Here is a 14351-nt window from a genome sequence, read left to right as displayed (position 1 = left end):
TCGGCGGGCCCGGCGCCCTCACACCGGAGTGAGCTGCCGTACCGCGACGACGTCCATGCGCGCGGGGGACCCCAGTGCGGCGCCGCAGCTCTCCGGCCTGGGCGGCAGCGAGGCGCCCTGGGCCACGGTCACGCGCCAGCGCCTGCCGTCCGCGTGCGCGACGGTCACTTCCCAGCGCGGGGCGGTGCCGTCCGTCTCCAGGACGCCGAGGACACCCGCCGCCCTCTCGCCCGTCGAGGTACGCACCGCCAGCTCGGCGGCCTGACCGGGGCGCTCCCAGGCGGAACTGCCGCGGCACCCCTCCGTGACGACCCGGCCGTCACGGATCGCGTCGAGCACGCCTTTGACGTGGGGTGCCTCCGCGCGGCCGTACGCGTATCCGTGGGGCAGCACCAGCAGGGTCGGCGAGAAGCGGTGGCCGCCGAGGTGTGTGACCTCCCAGACGCCTTCCTCGCCGGAGTCGACGAGTTCCGAGGCGAGGGGGCGGCCCAGGAGGGCGCAACAGCGGTCGCGTTTGCCGTTGGTGCACACGAGGGCGAGCGGGGACCCGGTGTGGGGCCGGGCGCCCAGGACCCGGCCGACGCTGCCGTGATCGCCCGCGCCGAGTGCGGCGAAGTCCAGGCCGAGCAGGCGGGCGGGGTCGTCCGTGGTGGCCTCACGAAGCCAGGCGTTGCCCGGGACGGTGTGCGCCACGTACACGTGCCGGGACGTCGGCGCGTGGCGGTCCGCGTGCCGGCCGGGCCTGCGGATGAGCGCGACCCGTACGCCCGTACCCTCGGCGGCGGCTTCCAGCGCGCGGCCCACGGTGGGGTCCAGATGGCTCGATGTGAGCGCCTTGGCGCCCCAGGGGCCTGGTTGTTCGAGCAGCAGCCAGGTCCTGGCGGTGGCCGCGGTCCCGGCGAGGGGCTCGTCCAGGTCCCGCGAAGCGGTGGCGCACGTACTCACAGAGGTGAGCCTAACCTGCCTTGAGAGAGGTCGATTTCCGGCACTCCTCGCGCGCGGGAGCCCGATCCGGACCCACGGAACCCACGGAACCCATGGACGCGGGCGCACTCCGCGCGCGGGACGGTCACCCGGCGTGCGGGAGGGGCTGCGGCGGGCGTGGGCCGACGTACTGGCCGCTCGGCCGCATCCGCAGGGGACGCTCCTGGTACTCCTCCAGAGCGTGGGCGATCCATCCTGCCGTCCGGGCCACGGCGAAGATCGTCTCGCCTGCTTCGGCGGGCATCCCCGAGGAGACCGTCAGGACGGACAGAGCGAGGTCCACATTGGCGTGCAGGTCCGTGTGGCGGGCCGTGGTGGTGACGACGTCCTGGGCCGCGGCGAGTGCCGGCGTTGCCCCGGGGACGTCTTCCAGCAGGGTGAACAGCGCCCGCGCGCGGGGGTCGTCGCCCGGGTAGAGCCGATGTCCGAGGCCCGGGATACGGCGTCCCGCGCGTAGTTCGTCGGCGACTACGGGGGCCGCGTTGCCCCGGTCGAGCACATCCAGGAGCATCCGGTGCGCGAGGCCGCTCGCCGCGCCGTGCAGGGGGCCCTCCAGGACGCCCAGACCGGCCGACACCGCCGCGTACGCGTGCGCGCGCGCCGACGCGGCGACCCGGACCGCCAGGGTCGACGCGGCGAGGTCGTGGTCGACGAGGAGGGCGAGTGCCGTGTCCAGGACGCGCAGTGACGCGTCGTCGGCCGGGCGGCCGGTCAGCCGCGCCCACAGCCGCCGGGCGAGGGAGCCCTCGTCGCGATGCGTCTGGCGCGCCGGTGGGAGCGCGGCGACGAGGGTGGGGATGAGCGTGCGGGCCGTGCCCAGGACGGCTGTCTCGGACAGGTCGAAGCGGAGCGGGTCGGCCGCGGCGGCGGCGATGGCGGCGACGCGCAGCCGGTCCGTGGGGCCGCTCAGCTCCGGGAGCGCGTCGACCGCGCGGCGGGCCGCCCTGCCGGACGCCTTGGGGGCGGTGAACGCGATGCCCGGCCGCAGCACCCCGGTCCACAGCCATTCCGCGACCTCCTCGTACGAGTGCCGTGCGGCCAGCTCCGCCGCGTCCACGCCCCGGTAGTAGTACCGGTCTTTCTCGATCAATGTGATCCGGGTGCGGACCGAGAGATCGGCTGTGGACGGGGTCGCGACCCGCTCGCGTCTGTTGCGGCCCGCCAGGGACTCGACCTCCTGGGCGTCGAAGGTGCTGCCGCGTCCACCCGGGCCGCGGCGGCTGCTGAGCTGGCCGCGGCTGACGTAGGCGTACACGGTTTCCGGCTTCACGCCGAGGAGTTCGGCAGTCTCCCTGGTGGTGAGCCGTTGCCCTTCGTCCACCTGCCGCATGGGTTCCTGATCCGTCATGCGCGTCACCGTATCCGCGTAGCCATGGCATTGATTGAATCAATATTGACAGGATTAGAGTCAAGCATGGACAGTCGAATCAAGTCCAGGGAGGAAGCAGAGGCAACACCATGTCCATCAATGCGACCAGAGCCGCCGTCCACACGACCGGCGTCACCGCTCCTGTCGAGGTACCGCGAGGACTCGCCGGCGTCGTCGTCACCGATACGGCACTCGGCGATGTCCGGGGGCGCGAGGGCTTCTACCACTACCGCCAGTACTCGGCCGTCGAACTGGCGAAGACCCGCGGCTTCGAGGATGTCTGGCACCTCATGGTCCACGGCGAACTACCGGACGCCGCGCGGTCCGCCGCCTTCACCGCGCGTACGGCGGCCCTGCGCGGGCTGCCCGACGATCTGCGGGCCGTGCTGCCCGCCGTCGCCGCCGCCAGTGGCCGGTCGGGGCCGCTGGCCGGACTCCGTACGGGGCTCTCGCTGTTCGGCGCCGGTCAGGGGTTCCGGCCCGTGTACGACCTCGACGCGGAGCGGCGCAGGGAGGACACGCTCGCCGCCTGTGCCGTCGCGCCCACGCTGCTCACCGCGCTGTACCGGCTCGGGCGGGGACTTGATCCCGTGGAGCCGCGCGAGGATCTGTCGTTCGCGGCCAACTACCTCTACATGTTGACGGGTTCGGAGCCGGCGCCGGAGCGGGCCCGTGCCGTCGAGCAATACTTGATCTCAACCATTGATCACGGCTTCAACGCATCGACGTTCACGGCTCGGGTGATCGCGTCGACCGGGGCCGATGTCGGGGCGTGTCTGGTCGGGGCGATCGGGGCGCTGTCCGGGCCGTTGCACGGGGGTGCGCCGAGTCGGGCGCTCGACACGATCGATGCCATCGGGAGTCCGGACCGTATTGACGCCTGGATTCGTGAACGAGTCCTCGCGGGCGACCGGATCATGGGGTTCGGGCACCCCGTGTACCGCACCGAGGACCCTCGATCCCGCATGCTGAAGGGGATCGCCCAGGAGTTCGGCGGCCCCCTGGTGAACTTCGCCGTCGAGGTCGAACGGCAGGTGGAGGCGATCCTCGCGGAGCTGAAGCCCGGCCGCGAGCTTCACACGAACGTGGAGTTCTACGCGGGGGTCGTCATGGAACTCTGCGGGTTGCCGCGCGAGATGTTCACGCCGACGTTCGCGGCGGCACGGATGGTGGGCTGGAGCGCCAACATCCTGGAACAGTCCGAGGACTCGAAGATCATCCGCCCGGCGGCGCGGTATGTGGGTCCGGGGGCACCGGTTCCGGTGCCGGCGGCGGCCTGAGGGGGTGGATGGCAACGCGCTGACGTAAGTGTCTGCGCGCTCCTGTCCCGGACGCTTCCACCAGCGAGTTCCCGCCCTGGACTCACCCGGTGCCGGTTGGGGTGTCCGGAGCCGGGGTTGGTGCCCCCGGCGCTGGATCGCGTCGGGGCGGTGGCGGGGATTGGGCATTGACGTCATCCGCCTGCGCCATGGCACTTTCGAAAATCCTGAACAGGCGCCCCTCTTCACTGTCCGGGGGCAGGCCGGTCTTTCCTTCCCTCGATGCCACCCAATAGCGCCTGAATGCCGGACTTCGCATCAGGTTCCGCGCGTACACGAGGATCTCGGCCTCGGTGTGGTCGCCCCAGGTGTATGCGAGCAGATAGTGGCCGAAAGTGAGATTGGCGAAGAGATACTGGCGCATCGCTTCGGGCGGCATGCCGGGGTAGTCGTGCCAGACCTCGGCGAGCGATGGGTCATCCATCTGCATCTGAGTCAATTGCACGTGAAGACTTCGCAGGTCCGCCGCCGCACTCCTGCGTAGTTCATTCCGGGATGAGGCCAACTCCGTGCGCTGCAAAGACAATTCCTGTCGCTGCATTCTTAATTCGCGCTGCTGCATCAGCAGGGTGATGACGAGGAGAAGAAGGGCGACACCTGAGAAAACAGCACTGGCGGCGTCGAAGTAGCTTCCCAGATCGCTGCGTTCCGCAGCGGCGCTCCTGCTGCCGTTGGCTCGCTCGACGCCGTCTATCAGCCATCCGCTGACAATCACTGAGGCCGCACCGACCCCTGCGATCACTGCGAGAGCCGCTGTCAGCCAGACACTCAACCGCGCCACGGAACGCCAGGCGGGAACGCGTGCCACCTCGGTCCTCCCTCAAAGAGCGGGGAAGAGTTACCCGAGTGCTTCAACCGGAAAACCCGGAGCTGGAGGTGAAGTCGGCGCCGCGCAGCGGCAGCCGGGGCCGGTGGATGTTGATCCGACCGGAGCCGGGGTGGTGCGGCCATCCCATTCCGCCCACTCGTATGCTGGCGTCTCCAGTCATTCGTGGTATGAGCCTTGCCGCAGAGGGCCTCGCCGTCTAAGCCGGGCGCGGCGGGACCGGAGGCAGCAGGGCGGAAGAGGGTTGTTGTGAGGTTGCGGCAGGTGGCTGTTGTTGTGTTGGCGGGGTTTTTGGGGTCGGGGAAGACCACCCTGCTCAATCATCTACTGCACAGCAGCAGAGGGAGTCGTATCGGGGCTGTCGTCAATGACTTCGGGGCGATCGAGATCGATGCCATGGCCGTCGCCGGGCAACTCGGGGACTCGACGGTGTCCCTCGGGAACGGATGCCTGTGCTGCGCCGTTGATGTCAGTGAACTCGATGCCTATCTGGAGCGGCTCACCCGGCCCTCCGCCCGGATCGACATCATCGTCATCGAGGCCAGCGGGCTCGCCGAACCGCAGGAACTCGTGCGGATGGTGCTGGCCAGTGAGAATCCCCGCGTGGTGTACGGGGGGCTCGTGGAGGTGGTCGACGCCGTCGAGTTCGACGCCACCAGGGAGCGGCACCCCGAGCTGGACCGGCACCTCGGCATCGCCGACCTCGTCGTCGTGAACAAGGCGGACCGGGTGTCACCCGTGGACCTCGACCGGGTGCTCGGGCTCGTCGGCACGCTGGTCGACCGGGCCGCCGTCGTCACCGCCGCGTACGGGCGGATCGACCCCGAGCTGCTCTTCGACCGCAAGGCCGTCGAGGAGCGGGTCGGGCAACTGTCCTTCGACGACCTGGTGGCCGTGGACGAAAGTCGTGAGCACGACCACCGCCCGGCCTGTCCCGACGGCGCCCACGCAGAAAGCGCCCACTGCGACGGCGCCCAGCCCCATTTCCACCCCCGCCCCCACCTCCACAGCGCCTACACCTCCGTCGCCTTCCGTGCCGCCGCGCCCCTCCACCCCCGGCGCCTCATGGACCTCCTCGACAGCCGGCCCATGGGGCTCTACCGGATCAAGGGGTACGTCGACTTCGGCGCCGCCGATCCCCGTAACCGCTACGCCGTGCACGCCGTAGGGCGGTTTCTGCGGTTCTATCCGGAGCCCTGGGGCAGGGACGAGGAGCGGATGACTCAGCTCGTCCTCATCGGTACCGGCGTCGACGAAACCGGCTTGCGCAAGGAACTCGATGCCTGCCAGGTCCTCGCAGACGAGGACACGCCCGAGGAGCACAGCATGTGGGGCGTGCTGCGGTACGTACCGGACCACGAGCGGGCCGACGAGATCGGGGACACCGCTGACGGCATCCCCGACCCCCTTCAAGCCTCGTAGGCAAAGGCAAAGGCCCTCAGACCCAGGCCCCTGCCTCGATCACGCCGGGCCCGCCACCACCGCCACCGTCTTCGGCAGGGACACACCCGATCCGTCCCGGCGCGGGTCGATCTCGGGCAGGTCCACCGGTGTGCCGTTCTTCTGCGCCGCGCGCGGGGGCGTCGGGCCCGCCCACGCCAGGCTCAGACAGTCCTCGCCCTTCAGGAACCGCTGGCAGCGCACACCACCCGTGGCGCGGCCCTTGCGCGGGTACTGGTCGAACGGCGTCAACTTGGCGGTCGTCTGGACGGAGTCGTCGAGAGTGCCGCGCGAGCCCGCGACCGTGAACACCACGGCGTCCGCCGCCGGATCGATGGCGGTGAACGAGATGACCTTCGCGCCGTCCGTCAACTTGACGCCGGCCATGCCACCCGCCGGACGACCCTGCGGACGCACCTGGGACGCCTGATAGCGCAGCAGTTGGGCGTCGTCCGTGATGAAGACGAGGTCCTCCTCGCCGGTGCTCAGTTCGACCGCGCCGACGATCCGGTCACCGTCCTTGAGGGAGATGACCTCCAACTCGTCCTTGTTCGTCGGGTAGTCCGGCACCACCCGCTTGACGACGCCCTGGGCCGTGCCGATCGCGAGGCCAGGGGACGACTCGTCGAGCGTGGTCAGACAGATCAGCGTCTCGTCGCCCTCCAGGGAGAGGAACTCGGATACCGGTGCACCGCCCGAGAGGTTGGGCGCCGTGGCCGTGTCCGGGAGTTGCGGCAGGTCGACCACGGCGAGCCGCAGCAGCCGCCCGGCGGACGTGACGGCGCCGACCTCACCGCGCGCGGTGGCGGGGACGGACGACAGGATCACGTCGTGCTTGGTGCGACGGCCGTCCTGCTCACCCAGCGGCTCGCCGTTCGGCGTGCGGGCCAGCAGGCCCGTCGATGACAGCAGCACCCGGCAGGGATCGTCGGCGACCTGGAGGGGCACCACGGAGGCCGTGGTACCCGAGGACTCCAGCAGGACCGTCCGCCGCTCGGTGGCGAACTTCTTCGCCACCGCGGCCAGTTCACCCGAGACGAGCTTGCGCAGCTCCGCGTCGGACTCCAGGATCCGGGTCAGCTCCGCGATCTCCGCGCTGAGCCTGTCGCGCTCCGACTCCAGCTCGATCCGGTCGAACCTGGTGAGCCGGCGCAGCGGGGTGTCCAGGATGTACTGCGTCTGGATCTCGCTGAGCGAGAAGTGCTCCATGAGGCGCGTCTTGGCCTGCGCGGAGTTGTCGCTTGAGCGGATCAGACGGATGACCTCGTCGATGTCGAGCAGCGCGACGAGCAGGCCCTCCACCAGGTGCAGCCGGTCCATCCGCTTCTTGCGGCGGAACTCGCTGCGCCGCCGTACGACGGTGAAGCGGTGGTCGAGATAGACCTCCAGCAGCTCCTTCAGACCGAGCGTGAGGGGCTGGCCGTCGACAAGGGCGACATTGTTGATGCCGAAGGACTCCTCCATCGGCGTCAGCTTGTAGAGCTGCTCCAGGACTGCTTCCGGGACGAAGCCGTTCTTGATCTCGATGACCAGGCGCAGACCGTGTGAACGGTCGGTGAGGTCCTTGACGTCCGCGATGCCCTGGAGCCGCTTCGAGCCGACCAGGTCCTTGATCTTCGCGATGACCTTCTCGGGGCCGACGCTGAACGGCAGCTCCGTGACGACCAGGCCCTTGCGGCGCGCCGTCACCGTCTCGACCGCGACCGTGGCACGGATCTTGAAGGTGCCGCGGCCCGTCTCGTACGCGTCCTTGATGCCGGACAGGCCCACGACCCGGCCGCCCGTGGGGAGGTCGGGCCCCGGGACGTACCGCATCAGGGTCTCCAGGTCCGCGCCCGGGTGCCGGATGAGGTGCCGGGCGGCGGCGATGACCTCGCCGAGATTGTGCGGCGGCATGTTCGTCGCCATGCCGACGGCGATGCCCGACGAGCCGTTCACCAGGAGGTTCGGGTACGCGGCCGGGAGGGCGACCGGCTCCTGCTCCTGGCCGTCGTAGTTCGGCGAGAAGTCGACCGTGTCCTCGTCGATGGACTCGGTCATCAGCGAGGTGGCGTCGGCCATCCGGCACTCGGTGTACCGCATCGCGGCCGGCGGGTCGTCATTGCCGAGGGAACCGAAGTTGCCGTGGCCGTCGACGAGGGGCAGGCGCATGGAGAACGGTTGCGCCATGCGCACCAGCGCGTCGTAGATCGACGCGTCGCCGTGCGGGTGGAGCTTGCCCATGACCTCGCCGACGACGCGCGCGCACTTCACATAGCCGCGGTCGGGGCGCAGGCCCATCTCGTTCATCTGGTAGACGATGCGCCGCTGTACCGGCTTCATACCGTCGCGGGCGTCGGGCAGCGCGCGGGAGTAGATGACCGAGTATGCGTACTCAAGGAAGGAGCCCTGCATCTCGTCGACGACGTCGATGTCGAGGATCTTCTCCTCGAAGTCGTCGGGCGGCGGGGTCTTCGTGCTGCGGCGGGCCATCGCGCTGCGGCTCCTTCACACTGTGCCGGGGCATGGAACGGAATCGGATGCGGACCATTGTGGACCGCCCCACTGACAACGCCGACCGCGACCCGTCCGTTGGACGTGCCAGGAGGTCGCACGACCCGACGATCCGCCGGCCCGGAGACCCCCGTATCGGCCCCGGTCACACCCCGGTCACACTCGGGTCGGACCCTGGTCCGGCCGTACCGTACGGGAGACCGCTGCTCGCTCTCGGCGTAGCCCGGCCGGGAACTTCGCCAGGTGTCAGCACGCTTGCATACAGTGGCAGGACTGGCACGCAATCTTGAGTTTTCGCGATCGAAGGGACGTACATGCCCATGGGTCACACGGCCACCCAGGCCGGTTCCGGCGGCCTGACAGCGACCGAGCACCGCCTGGCCAACGGCCTGCGCGTGGTGCTTTCCGAGGACCACCTGACCCCGGTCGCCGCGGTCTGCCTCTGGTACGACGTCGGCTCGCGCCACGAGGTCAAGGGACGCACCGGCCTTGCTCACCTTTTCGAGCACCTGATGTTCAGGGGCTCGCGCCAGGTGCACGGCAACGGTCACTTCGAGCTGGTGCAGGGTGCCGGAGGCTCGCTGAACGGCACCACCAGCTTCGAGCGCACCAACTACTTCGAGACCATGCCCACGCACCAGCTGGAGCTCGCGCTGTGGCTGGAGGCCGACCGCATGGGCTCCTTGCTCGACGCGCTCGACCTGGAGTCCCTGGACAACCAGCGGGCCGTCGTCAAGAACGAACGCCGCCAGAGCTACGACAACGTGCCCTACGGCACCGCGTTCGAGAAGCTGACCGCGCTCTCGTTCCCGCAGGGGCATCCCTACCACCACACGCCGATCGGTTCCATGGCCGACCTGGACGCGGCGACCCTGGACGACGCGCGGGCCTTCTTCCGCACGTACTACGCGCCGGACAACGCCGTCCTGTCGGTCGTCGGGGACATCGACCCGGAGCAGACGCTCGCCTGGATCGAGAAGTACTTCGGCTCGATCCCCGTCCATGACGGCAAGCCCGCCCCGCGCGACGGCGGTCTGCCCGACATCGTCGGCGAGGAACTGCGCGAGGTCGTCGAGGAAGAGGTCCCCTCGCGCGCGTTGATGGCCGCCTACCGGCTGCCGGAGGACGGTACGCGCGCGTGCGACGCGGCCGACCTGGCGCTCACCCTCCTCGGCGGCGGCGACTCCTCGCGTATCTACAACCGCCTGGTACGCCGTGACCGTACCGCCGTGGCGGCCGGGTTCGGGCTGCTGCGCCTCGCGGGCGCGCCGTCCCTCGGCTGGCTGGACGTGAAGACCTCCGCCGACGTGGAGGTCCCCGTCATCGAGGCCGCCGTGGACGAGGAGCTGGCCCGCTTCGCCGCCGAAGGCCCGACGCCCGAGGAAATGGAGCGTGCGCAGGCCCAGTTGGAGCGCGAGTGGCTGGACCGGCTGGGCACGGTCTCCGGACGCGCGAACGAACTGTGCCGGTTCGCGGTCCTGTTCGGCGACCCGCAGCTCGCCCTGACGGCCGTCGAGCGGGTCCTGGACATCACCGTGGACGAGGTCCAGGCGGTCGCGAAGGCCCGTCTGCGCCCCGACAACCGCGCGGTGCTGGTCTACGAGCCCACAGAGGCCACCGAGTCCACAGAGGCCACAGAGGCCGCTGAGGCCACAGAGGCCACAGAGGCCGCTGAGGCCACAGAGGCCACAGAGGCCGCTGAGGCCACAGAGGCCACAGAGGCGACTGGCCAGAACGCCGGCGACACCGACCAGACCGCAGAGGAGGCGGCCAAGTGACCGAGGCCCAGCCCACCGTGACCATGGAATTCCACCCCCAGCCGCAGGCCGGCGAGGCCAAGCCGTGGGCCTTCCCGGCCCCCACGCGCGGGACCCTCGGCAACGGCCTGACGGTCCTGCGCTGCGACCGCCCCGGCCAGCAGGTCATCGCCGTCGAGGTGCTGCTCGACAGCCCGCTGGACGCCGAGCCGAGCGGGCTCGACGGCGTCGGTACGATCATGGCGCGGGCCTTCTCCGAGGGCACCGACAAGCACTCGGCCGAGGACTTCGCCGCCGAGCTGGAGCGCTGCGGCGCGACGCTCGACGCGCACGCCGACCACCCGGGCGTACGCCTGTCCCTCGAAGTCCCCGTCTCCCGACTGCCGAAGGCACTCGGGCTGCTCGCGGACGCCCTGCGCGCGCCCGCGTTCGCCGACAGCGAGGTCGAGCGGCTCGTCCGCAACCGCCTGGACGAGATCCCGCACGAGACCGCCAACCCGGCCCGGCGGGCCGCGAAGGAACTCTCCAAGGAACTGTTCCCGGCGGCCTTGCGCATGTCGCGTCCGCGCCAGGGCACCGAGGAGACCGTCGCCGCGATCGACTCGGCCGCCGTCCGCGCCTTCTACGAGAAGCACGTACGCCCCGCGACAGCCACCGCGGTGGTCGTGGGCGACCTCGCGGGCACCGATGTGGACGCGGTTCTCGCGGACACCCTCGGCGCCTGGACGGGCGGCACCGCGCAGCCGCGTCCCATGCCGCCGGTGACCGCCGACGACACCGGCCGTGTGATCATCGTGGACCGGCCCGGCGCCGTGCAGACGCAGCTCCTCATCGGGCGCGTCGGCGCGGACCGGCACGACCGCGTATGGCCCGCGCAGGTCCTCGGTACGTACTGCCTGGGCGGCACCCTCACCTCGCGCCTGGACCGCGTCCTGCGCGAGGAGAAGGGCTACACCTACGGCGTGCGCGCGTTCAGCCAGGTGCTGCGTTCCGCGGCGGACGGCACGGGCGCGGCGATGCTCGCCATCTCCGGCTCCGTGGACACGCCGTCCACCGGCCCCGCGCTCGACGACCTGTGGAAGGTGCTGCGCACCCTCGCCGACGAGGGGCTCACGGACGCGGAGCGGGATGTCGCCGTGCAGAACCTGGTGGGCGTCGCGCCGCTCAAGTACGAGATGGCGGCGTCCGTCGCGGGCACGCTGGCCGACCAGGTCGAGCAGCACCTCCCGGACGACTTCCAGGCGGAGTTGTACCACCGGCTCGCCGCGACGGGCACCGTGGAAGCGACGGCGGCCGTCGTCAACGCGTTCCCGGTGGACCGGCTCGTGACCGTGCTGGTGGGGGACGCGTCCGAGATCGAGGAGCCCGTCAAGGCCCTCGGTATCGGCGAAGTCACCGTCGTCCACGGCTGATCGGCGTACCGCGCGCGTGAGGACCCTGATGACTCCCGAGGCGACTCCCGAGCCACCGGGGTCCTCGGGGTCCTCGGGGTCCTCATATGTCCGAAATGGCAAGGACGTTGGTGTCTGACCTGTGGCATGCGCTACAAAAGCGGTGATCCGTTTGTTGATTGGCAGATGTCCCCTTTAGCGTCGGTCCGGCTGTTCGTCGGGCAGTACGCCACGGCCGTGGCACCGGACAGTCATCGCCGAGTCCCCGTACGGCGCGAGCCAGGGGAGCCGGGGACCCACACCATGTCCCCCGGGGTGAATCGGACGCCCGGCGCGCGCACGCGCGCAGGGGGCCCGTAGGAGACCTTCCTGCTCCGAACCCGTCAGCTAACCCGGTAGGCGAGAAGGAAGGAAAGGATCAGCCACTTCATGGCGTTCACTCGCGCCACCGGCACTCGCCGTGCCACCGGGAAGCACCGCCGTCCCAGCCGTCTCACCCGCACCACCGTGAGCGTGGCCGGCGTCGCCGCCCTCACCACCACCGGCGTCATCGGGAGCCTCGCCGCCCCCGCACTCGCCGCCGACGACTCCCTTCCCGCTGACACCGGCCTCACCCAGGCCGTCGCCATCGGCACCTCGCTCGCCGAGAAGATCGACGAGCAGGCCGCGGCCCAGCGTCAGGCGGCCGACGAGGCCGCCGCCAAGCGTCAGGCGGAGGCCGAGGCGAAGAAGACAGCCGCCGAGGAGAAGCGCAAGGCCGAGGCGAAGGCCAAGAAGGAACGCGAGGCCAAGCAGCGCGCCGCGCGTGAGGCCGAGCGCAAGCGACTGACCGCCTATGTGACCCCGATCGCCGGTTCGTACGTGTCGACCGGCTACCAGTCGGGCGGCTCCGTCTGGTCGTCCGGCAGCCACACCGGCGTCGACTTCCACGCCGCCTCCGGCACCCCCGTACGCGCGGTCGGCTCCGGCACGGTCGTCGAAGCGGGCTGGGGCGGCGCCTACGGCAACAACATCGTCATCCGGATGCACGACGGCACGTACACCCAGTACGGCCACCTGTCGTCCGTCGGCGTCTCCGTCGGGCAGACCGTGACACCGGGCCAACAGATAGCCCTCTCGGGCGCCACCGGCAACGTCACCGGACCGCACCTGCACTTCGAAGCCCGTACGAGCCCGGAGTACGGCTCCGACCTCGACCCGGTCGCGTACCTCCGGGCACACGGCGTCAGCCTCTGAAGCCGGCTTCTGGAGCCCGCCTCCGAAGCCCCTGAGCGAACCTGCGAAGTCTCCGGCGCGGATCTGACGCGAGCCCCCCGGCGCAGACCTGACCGGTGACCGCCACAGAACGTCCCGAAAGCCCCGGCCCATGCCGGGGCTTTCGGCGTTCCGCACCCCCGCTTGTCCAAAAAATATCCCCGGGATCCGGTCCACCGTCGGAAATTCAGGCACCCTGCAATAGAGTCGCAGAACAGGTGTCGATCGACCGCGTTTCGCGGGGATTAAGGCGGAGGTCCGGTCATGCGCATTCCCGCGCACTCGGTATGCACGGCCATCCGGGACGACATCGTCAGCGGCGCGCACGCGCGGGGCAGCCGGCTCACCGAAGAAGTGCTCGCGCGCCGCTACGGAGTCTCGCGGGTCCCCGTACGCGAGGCGCTGCGGACCCTGGAGGCCGAGGGTTTCGTCGTCACCCGGCGGCACGCGGGCGCCTGTGTCGCGGAGCCCACCGAGCAGGAGGCGGCCGACCTCCTGGACATCCGGGTGCTCCTCGAACCGCTCGGCGCGGCGCGTGCGGCACAGCGCCGCACGGAGGCCCATCTCAAGGTGTTGCGCGGCCTGGTGAGGCTCGGTCAGGAGCGGGCCAGGAGCGGGACCAGCGAGGATCTGCGCTCGCTCAGCGGCTGGTTCCACGAGACGCTGGCCCAGGCGTCCGGCAGCCAGGGCCTCACCGCGCTGCTCACCCAGCTCAGGCACAAGATCGCCTGGATGTACACCGTCGAGCCCTCGGCGCACCCCGCCGACGCGTGGTCGGAGCACGGCGCGATCGTCGATGCGGTGGCCCGGGGCGACGGCGAGCGGGCGCGGGCACTGATGACCGTGCACACGGAGCGCTCGGTCCCGTCACACCGGTGGCGATTCCCGGGACGTACCGCACTCGGCGACCGCGTGAGGACCTCGCAACATGCCGTAAACACGGCAAGCGCCTGCCAGTAACAAAGGGGCCGTATACAAAGAGAGGGAAATTCGAGGAGGCGGCTTTGTGCTGCCCTTATTTCCATATTCCCGTATCCCGTATTTCGCGGGTGCACGATATTTCGCGGCCCCGAAGTTGGGGGTCGCGCGCTTACGTGGCGGCAAAGAAAAGTGGTGGTGTCCGCCGAAGCGACGCACACCACCACCCGAATTGACGCACACCCACCCGAATCACGGGACCTCAGACGGTCTCGGGAAGCTCCTCAAGACCCTCGGAGACCAGCTTCGCGAGCCGGTCGAGCGCGGCGTCCGCGCCATCGGCTTCGGAGGACAGGACGATCTCCTCGCCGCCCTGGGCACCCAGACCCAGGACCGCGAGCATGGAGCCGGCGTTGACCGGGTCGCCGCCGGTCTTGGCGATCGTCATGGGGACGCCGGCGGCCGTGGCCGCGCGGACGAAGATAGAGGCGGGGCGGGCGTGAAGGCCCTCCGCCCAGCCGACGTTGACGCGGCGCTCAGCCATGTGATGCTGCCCTTCAGATGTCTCATGGTTGTCTAGACCAGTGTCCCATACCGCCG

At 70.2% G+C, this 14351-nt stretch carries 11 protein-coding genes and 1 riboswitch; of the genes, 6 read left to right on the top strand and 5 right to left on the bottom strand.

Features of this window, described 5'->3' with window-relative positions; all coding sequences use genetic code 11:
* Positions 1-18: 18 nt before the first annotated feature.
* Positions 19-945: a sucrase ferredoxin gene (locus ACFVT5_RS19875; RefSeq protein WP_389889144.1), complete on the bottom strand. Its 927-nt coding sequence runs from the start codon at positions 943-945 to the stop codon at positions 19-21.
* 124 nt (positions 946-1069) lie between these two features.
* Entirely contained in the window at positions 1070-2332 is a 1263-nt protein-coding gene (locus tag ACFVT5_RS19870) for a citrate synthase (protein ID WP_389889142.1), read from the bottom strand.
* A gap of 110 nt (positions 2333-2442) precedes the next feature.
* Here ACFVT5_RS19870 and ACFVT5_RS19865 point away from each other — a divergent pair, with 110 nt between their 5' ends.
* The gene (locus ACFVT5_RS19865) at positions 2443-3633 is read left to right on the top strand and encodes a citrate synthase (RefSeq protein WP_389889139.1); all 1191 of its coding nucleotides are present in this window, start codon (positions 2443-2445) and stop codon (positions 3631-3633) included.
* Positions 3634-3715: 82 nt separating this feature from the next.
* Here the strand turns inward: ACFVT5_RS19865 and ACFVT5_RS19860 are convergent, their stop codons facing one another.
* On the bottom strand, positions 3716-4480 hold the full coding sequence (locus ACFVT5_RS19860; RefSeq protein ID WP_389889137.1) for a DUF6082 family protein: 765 nt from the start codon (positions 4478-4480) through the stop codon (positions 3716-3718).
* A 273-nt stretch (positions 4481-4753) separates the two neighbouring features.
* Here ACFVT5_RS19860 and ACFVT5_RS19855 point away from each other — a divergent pair, with 273 nt between their 5' ends.
* Positions 4754-5920, top strand: coding sequence for a CobW family GTP-binding protein (locus ACFVT5_RS19855; protein WP_389889452.1), 1167 nt, complete (start codon positions 4754-4756; stop codon positions 5918-5920).
* 39 nt (positions 5921-5959) lie between these two features.
* Here the strand turns inward: ACFVT5_RS19855 and ACFVT5_RS19850 are convergent, their stop codons facing one another.
* A complete protein-coding gene (locus ACFVT5_RS19850; protein WP_389889133.1) occupies positions 5960-8410 on the bottom strand; it encodes a DNA topoisomerase (ATP-hydrolyzing) subunit A in 2451 nt (816 codons plus the stop codon).
* A 341-nt stretch (positions 8411-8751) separates the two neighbouring features.
* Between ACFVT5_RS19850 and ACFVT5_RS19845 the strand changes: the two genes are divergently transcribed.
* From ACFVT5_RS19845 to ACFVT5_RS19830, 4 genes are all read left to right on the top strand, one after another.
* A complete protein-coding gene (locus tag ACFVT5_RS19845; protein ID WP_389889449.1) occupies positions 8752-10209 on the top strand; it encodes a M16 family metallopeptidase in 1458 nt (485 codons plus the stop codon).
* Between the two features lie 23 nt (positions 10210-10232).
* A complete protein-coding gene (locus ACFVT5_RS19840; protein WP_389889446.1) occupies positions 10233-11600 on the top strand; it encodes a M16 family metallopeptidase in 1368 nt (455 codons plus the stop codon).
* A 224-nt stretch (positions 11601-11824) separates the two neighbouring features.
* A riboswitch (cyclic di-AMP (ydaO/yuaA leader) is annotated at positions 11825-11995 on the top strand.
* Positions 11996-12008: 13 nt separating this feature from the next.
* Positions 12009-12815, top strand: coding sequence for a M23 family metallopeptidase (locus ACFVT5_RS19835; RefSeq protein ID WP_389889130.1), 807 nt, complete (start codon positions 12009-12011; stop codon positions 12813-12815).
* 282 nt (positions 12816-13097) lie between these two features.
* Entirely contained in the window at positions 13098-13793 is a 696-nt protein-coding gene (locus ACFVT5_RS19830) for a GntR family transcriptional regulator (RefSeq protein ID WP_389889127.1), read from the top strand.
* A 220-nt stretch (positions 13794-14013) separates the two neighbouring features.
* On the opposite strand, the gene ACFVT5_RS19825 is transcribed toward ACFVT5_RS19830, so the two are convergent.
* A complete protein-coding gene (locus ACFVT5_RS19825; RefSeq protein WP_389889124.1) occupies positions 14014-14295 on the bottom strand; it encodes an HPr family phosphocarrier protein in 282 nt (93 codons plus the stop codon).
* Positions 14296-14351 lie beyond the last annotated feature (56 nt).

It is taken from the genome of Streptomyces sp. NPDC058001, assembly GCF_042886315.1.
Classification (GTDB): domain Bacteria; phylum Actinomycetota; class Actinomycetes; order Streptomycetales; family Streptomycetaceae; genus Streptomyces.
This window is presented reverse-complemented; position numbering and strand designations above follow the sequence as displayed.

Excerpts from the sequence above, each read along its gene's own strand:
- ACFVT5_RS19870 (WP_389889142.1), bottom strand. The coding sequence starts at position 2,332 with ATGACGGATCAGGAACCCATGCGGCAGGTGGACGAAGGGCAACGGCTC.
- ACFVT5_RS19865 (WP_389889139.1), top strand. The coding sequence starts at position 2,443 with ATGTCCATCAATGCGACCAGAGCCGCCGTCCACACGACCGGCGTCACC.
- ACFVT5_RS19850 (WP_389889133.1), bottom strand. The coding sequence starts at position 8,410 with ATGGCCCGCCGCAGCACGAAGACCCCGCCGCCCGACGACTTCGAGGAG.
- ACFVT5_RS19845 (WP_389889449.1), top strand. The coding sequence starts at position 8,752 with ATGGGTCACACGGCCACCCAGGCCGGTTCCGGCGGCCTGACAGCGACC.
- ACFVT5_RS19840 (WP_389889446.1), top strand. The coding sequence starts at position 10,233 with ATGGAATTCCACCCCCAGCCGCAGGCCGGCGAGGCCAAGCCGTGGGCC.
- ACFVT5_RS19835 (WP_389889130.1), top strand. The coding sequence starts at position 12,009 with ATGGCGTTCACTCGCGCCACCGGCACTCGCCGTGCCACCGGGAAGCAC.
- ACFVT5_RS19830 (WP_389889127.1), top strand. The coding sequence starts at position 13,098 with ATGCGCATTCCCGCGCACTCGGTATGCACGGCCATCCGGGACGACATC.
- ACFVT5_RS19825 (WP_389889124.1), bottom strand. The coding sequence starts at position 14,295 with ATGGCTGAGCGCCGCGTCAACGTCGGCTGGGCGGAGGGCCTTCACGCC.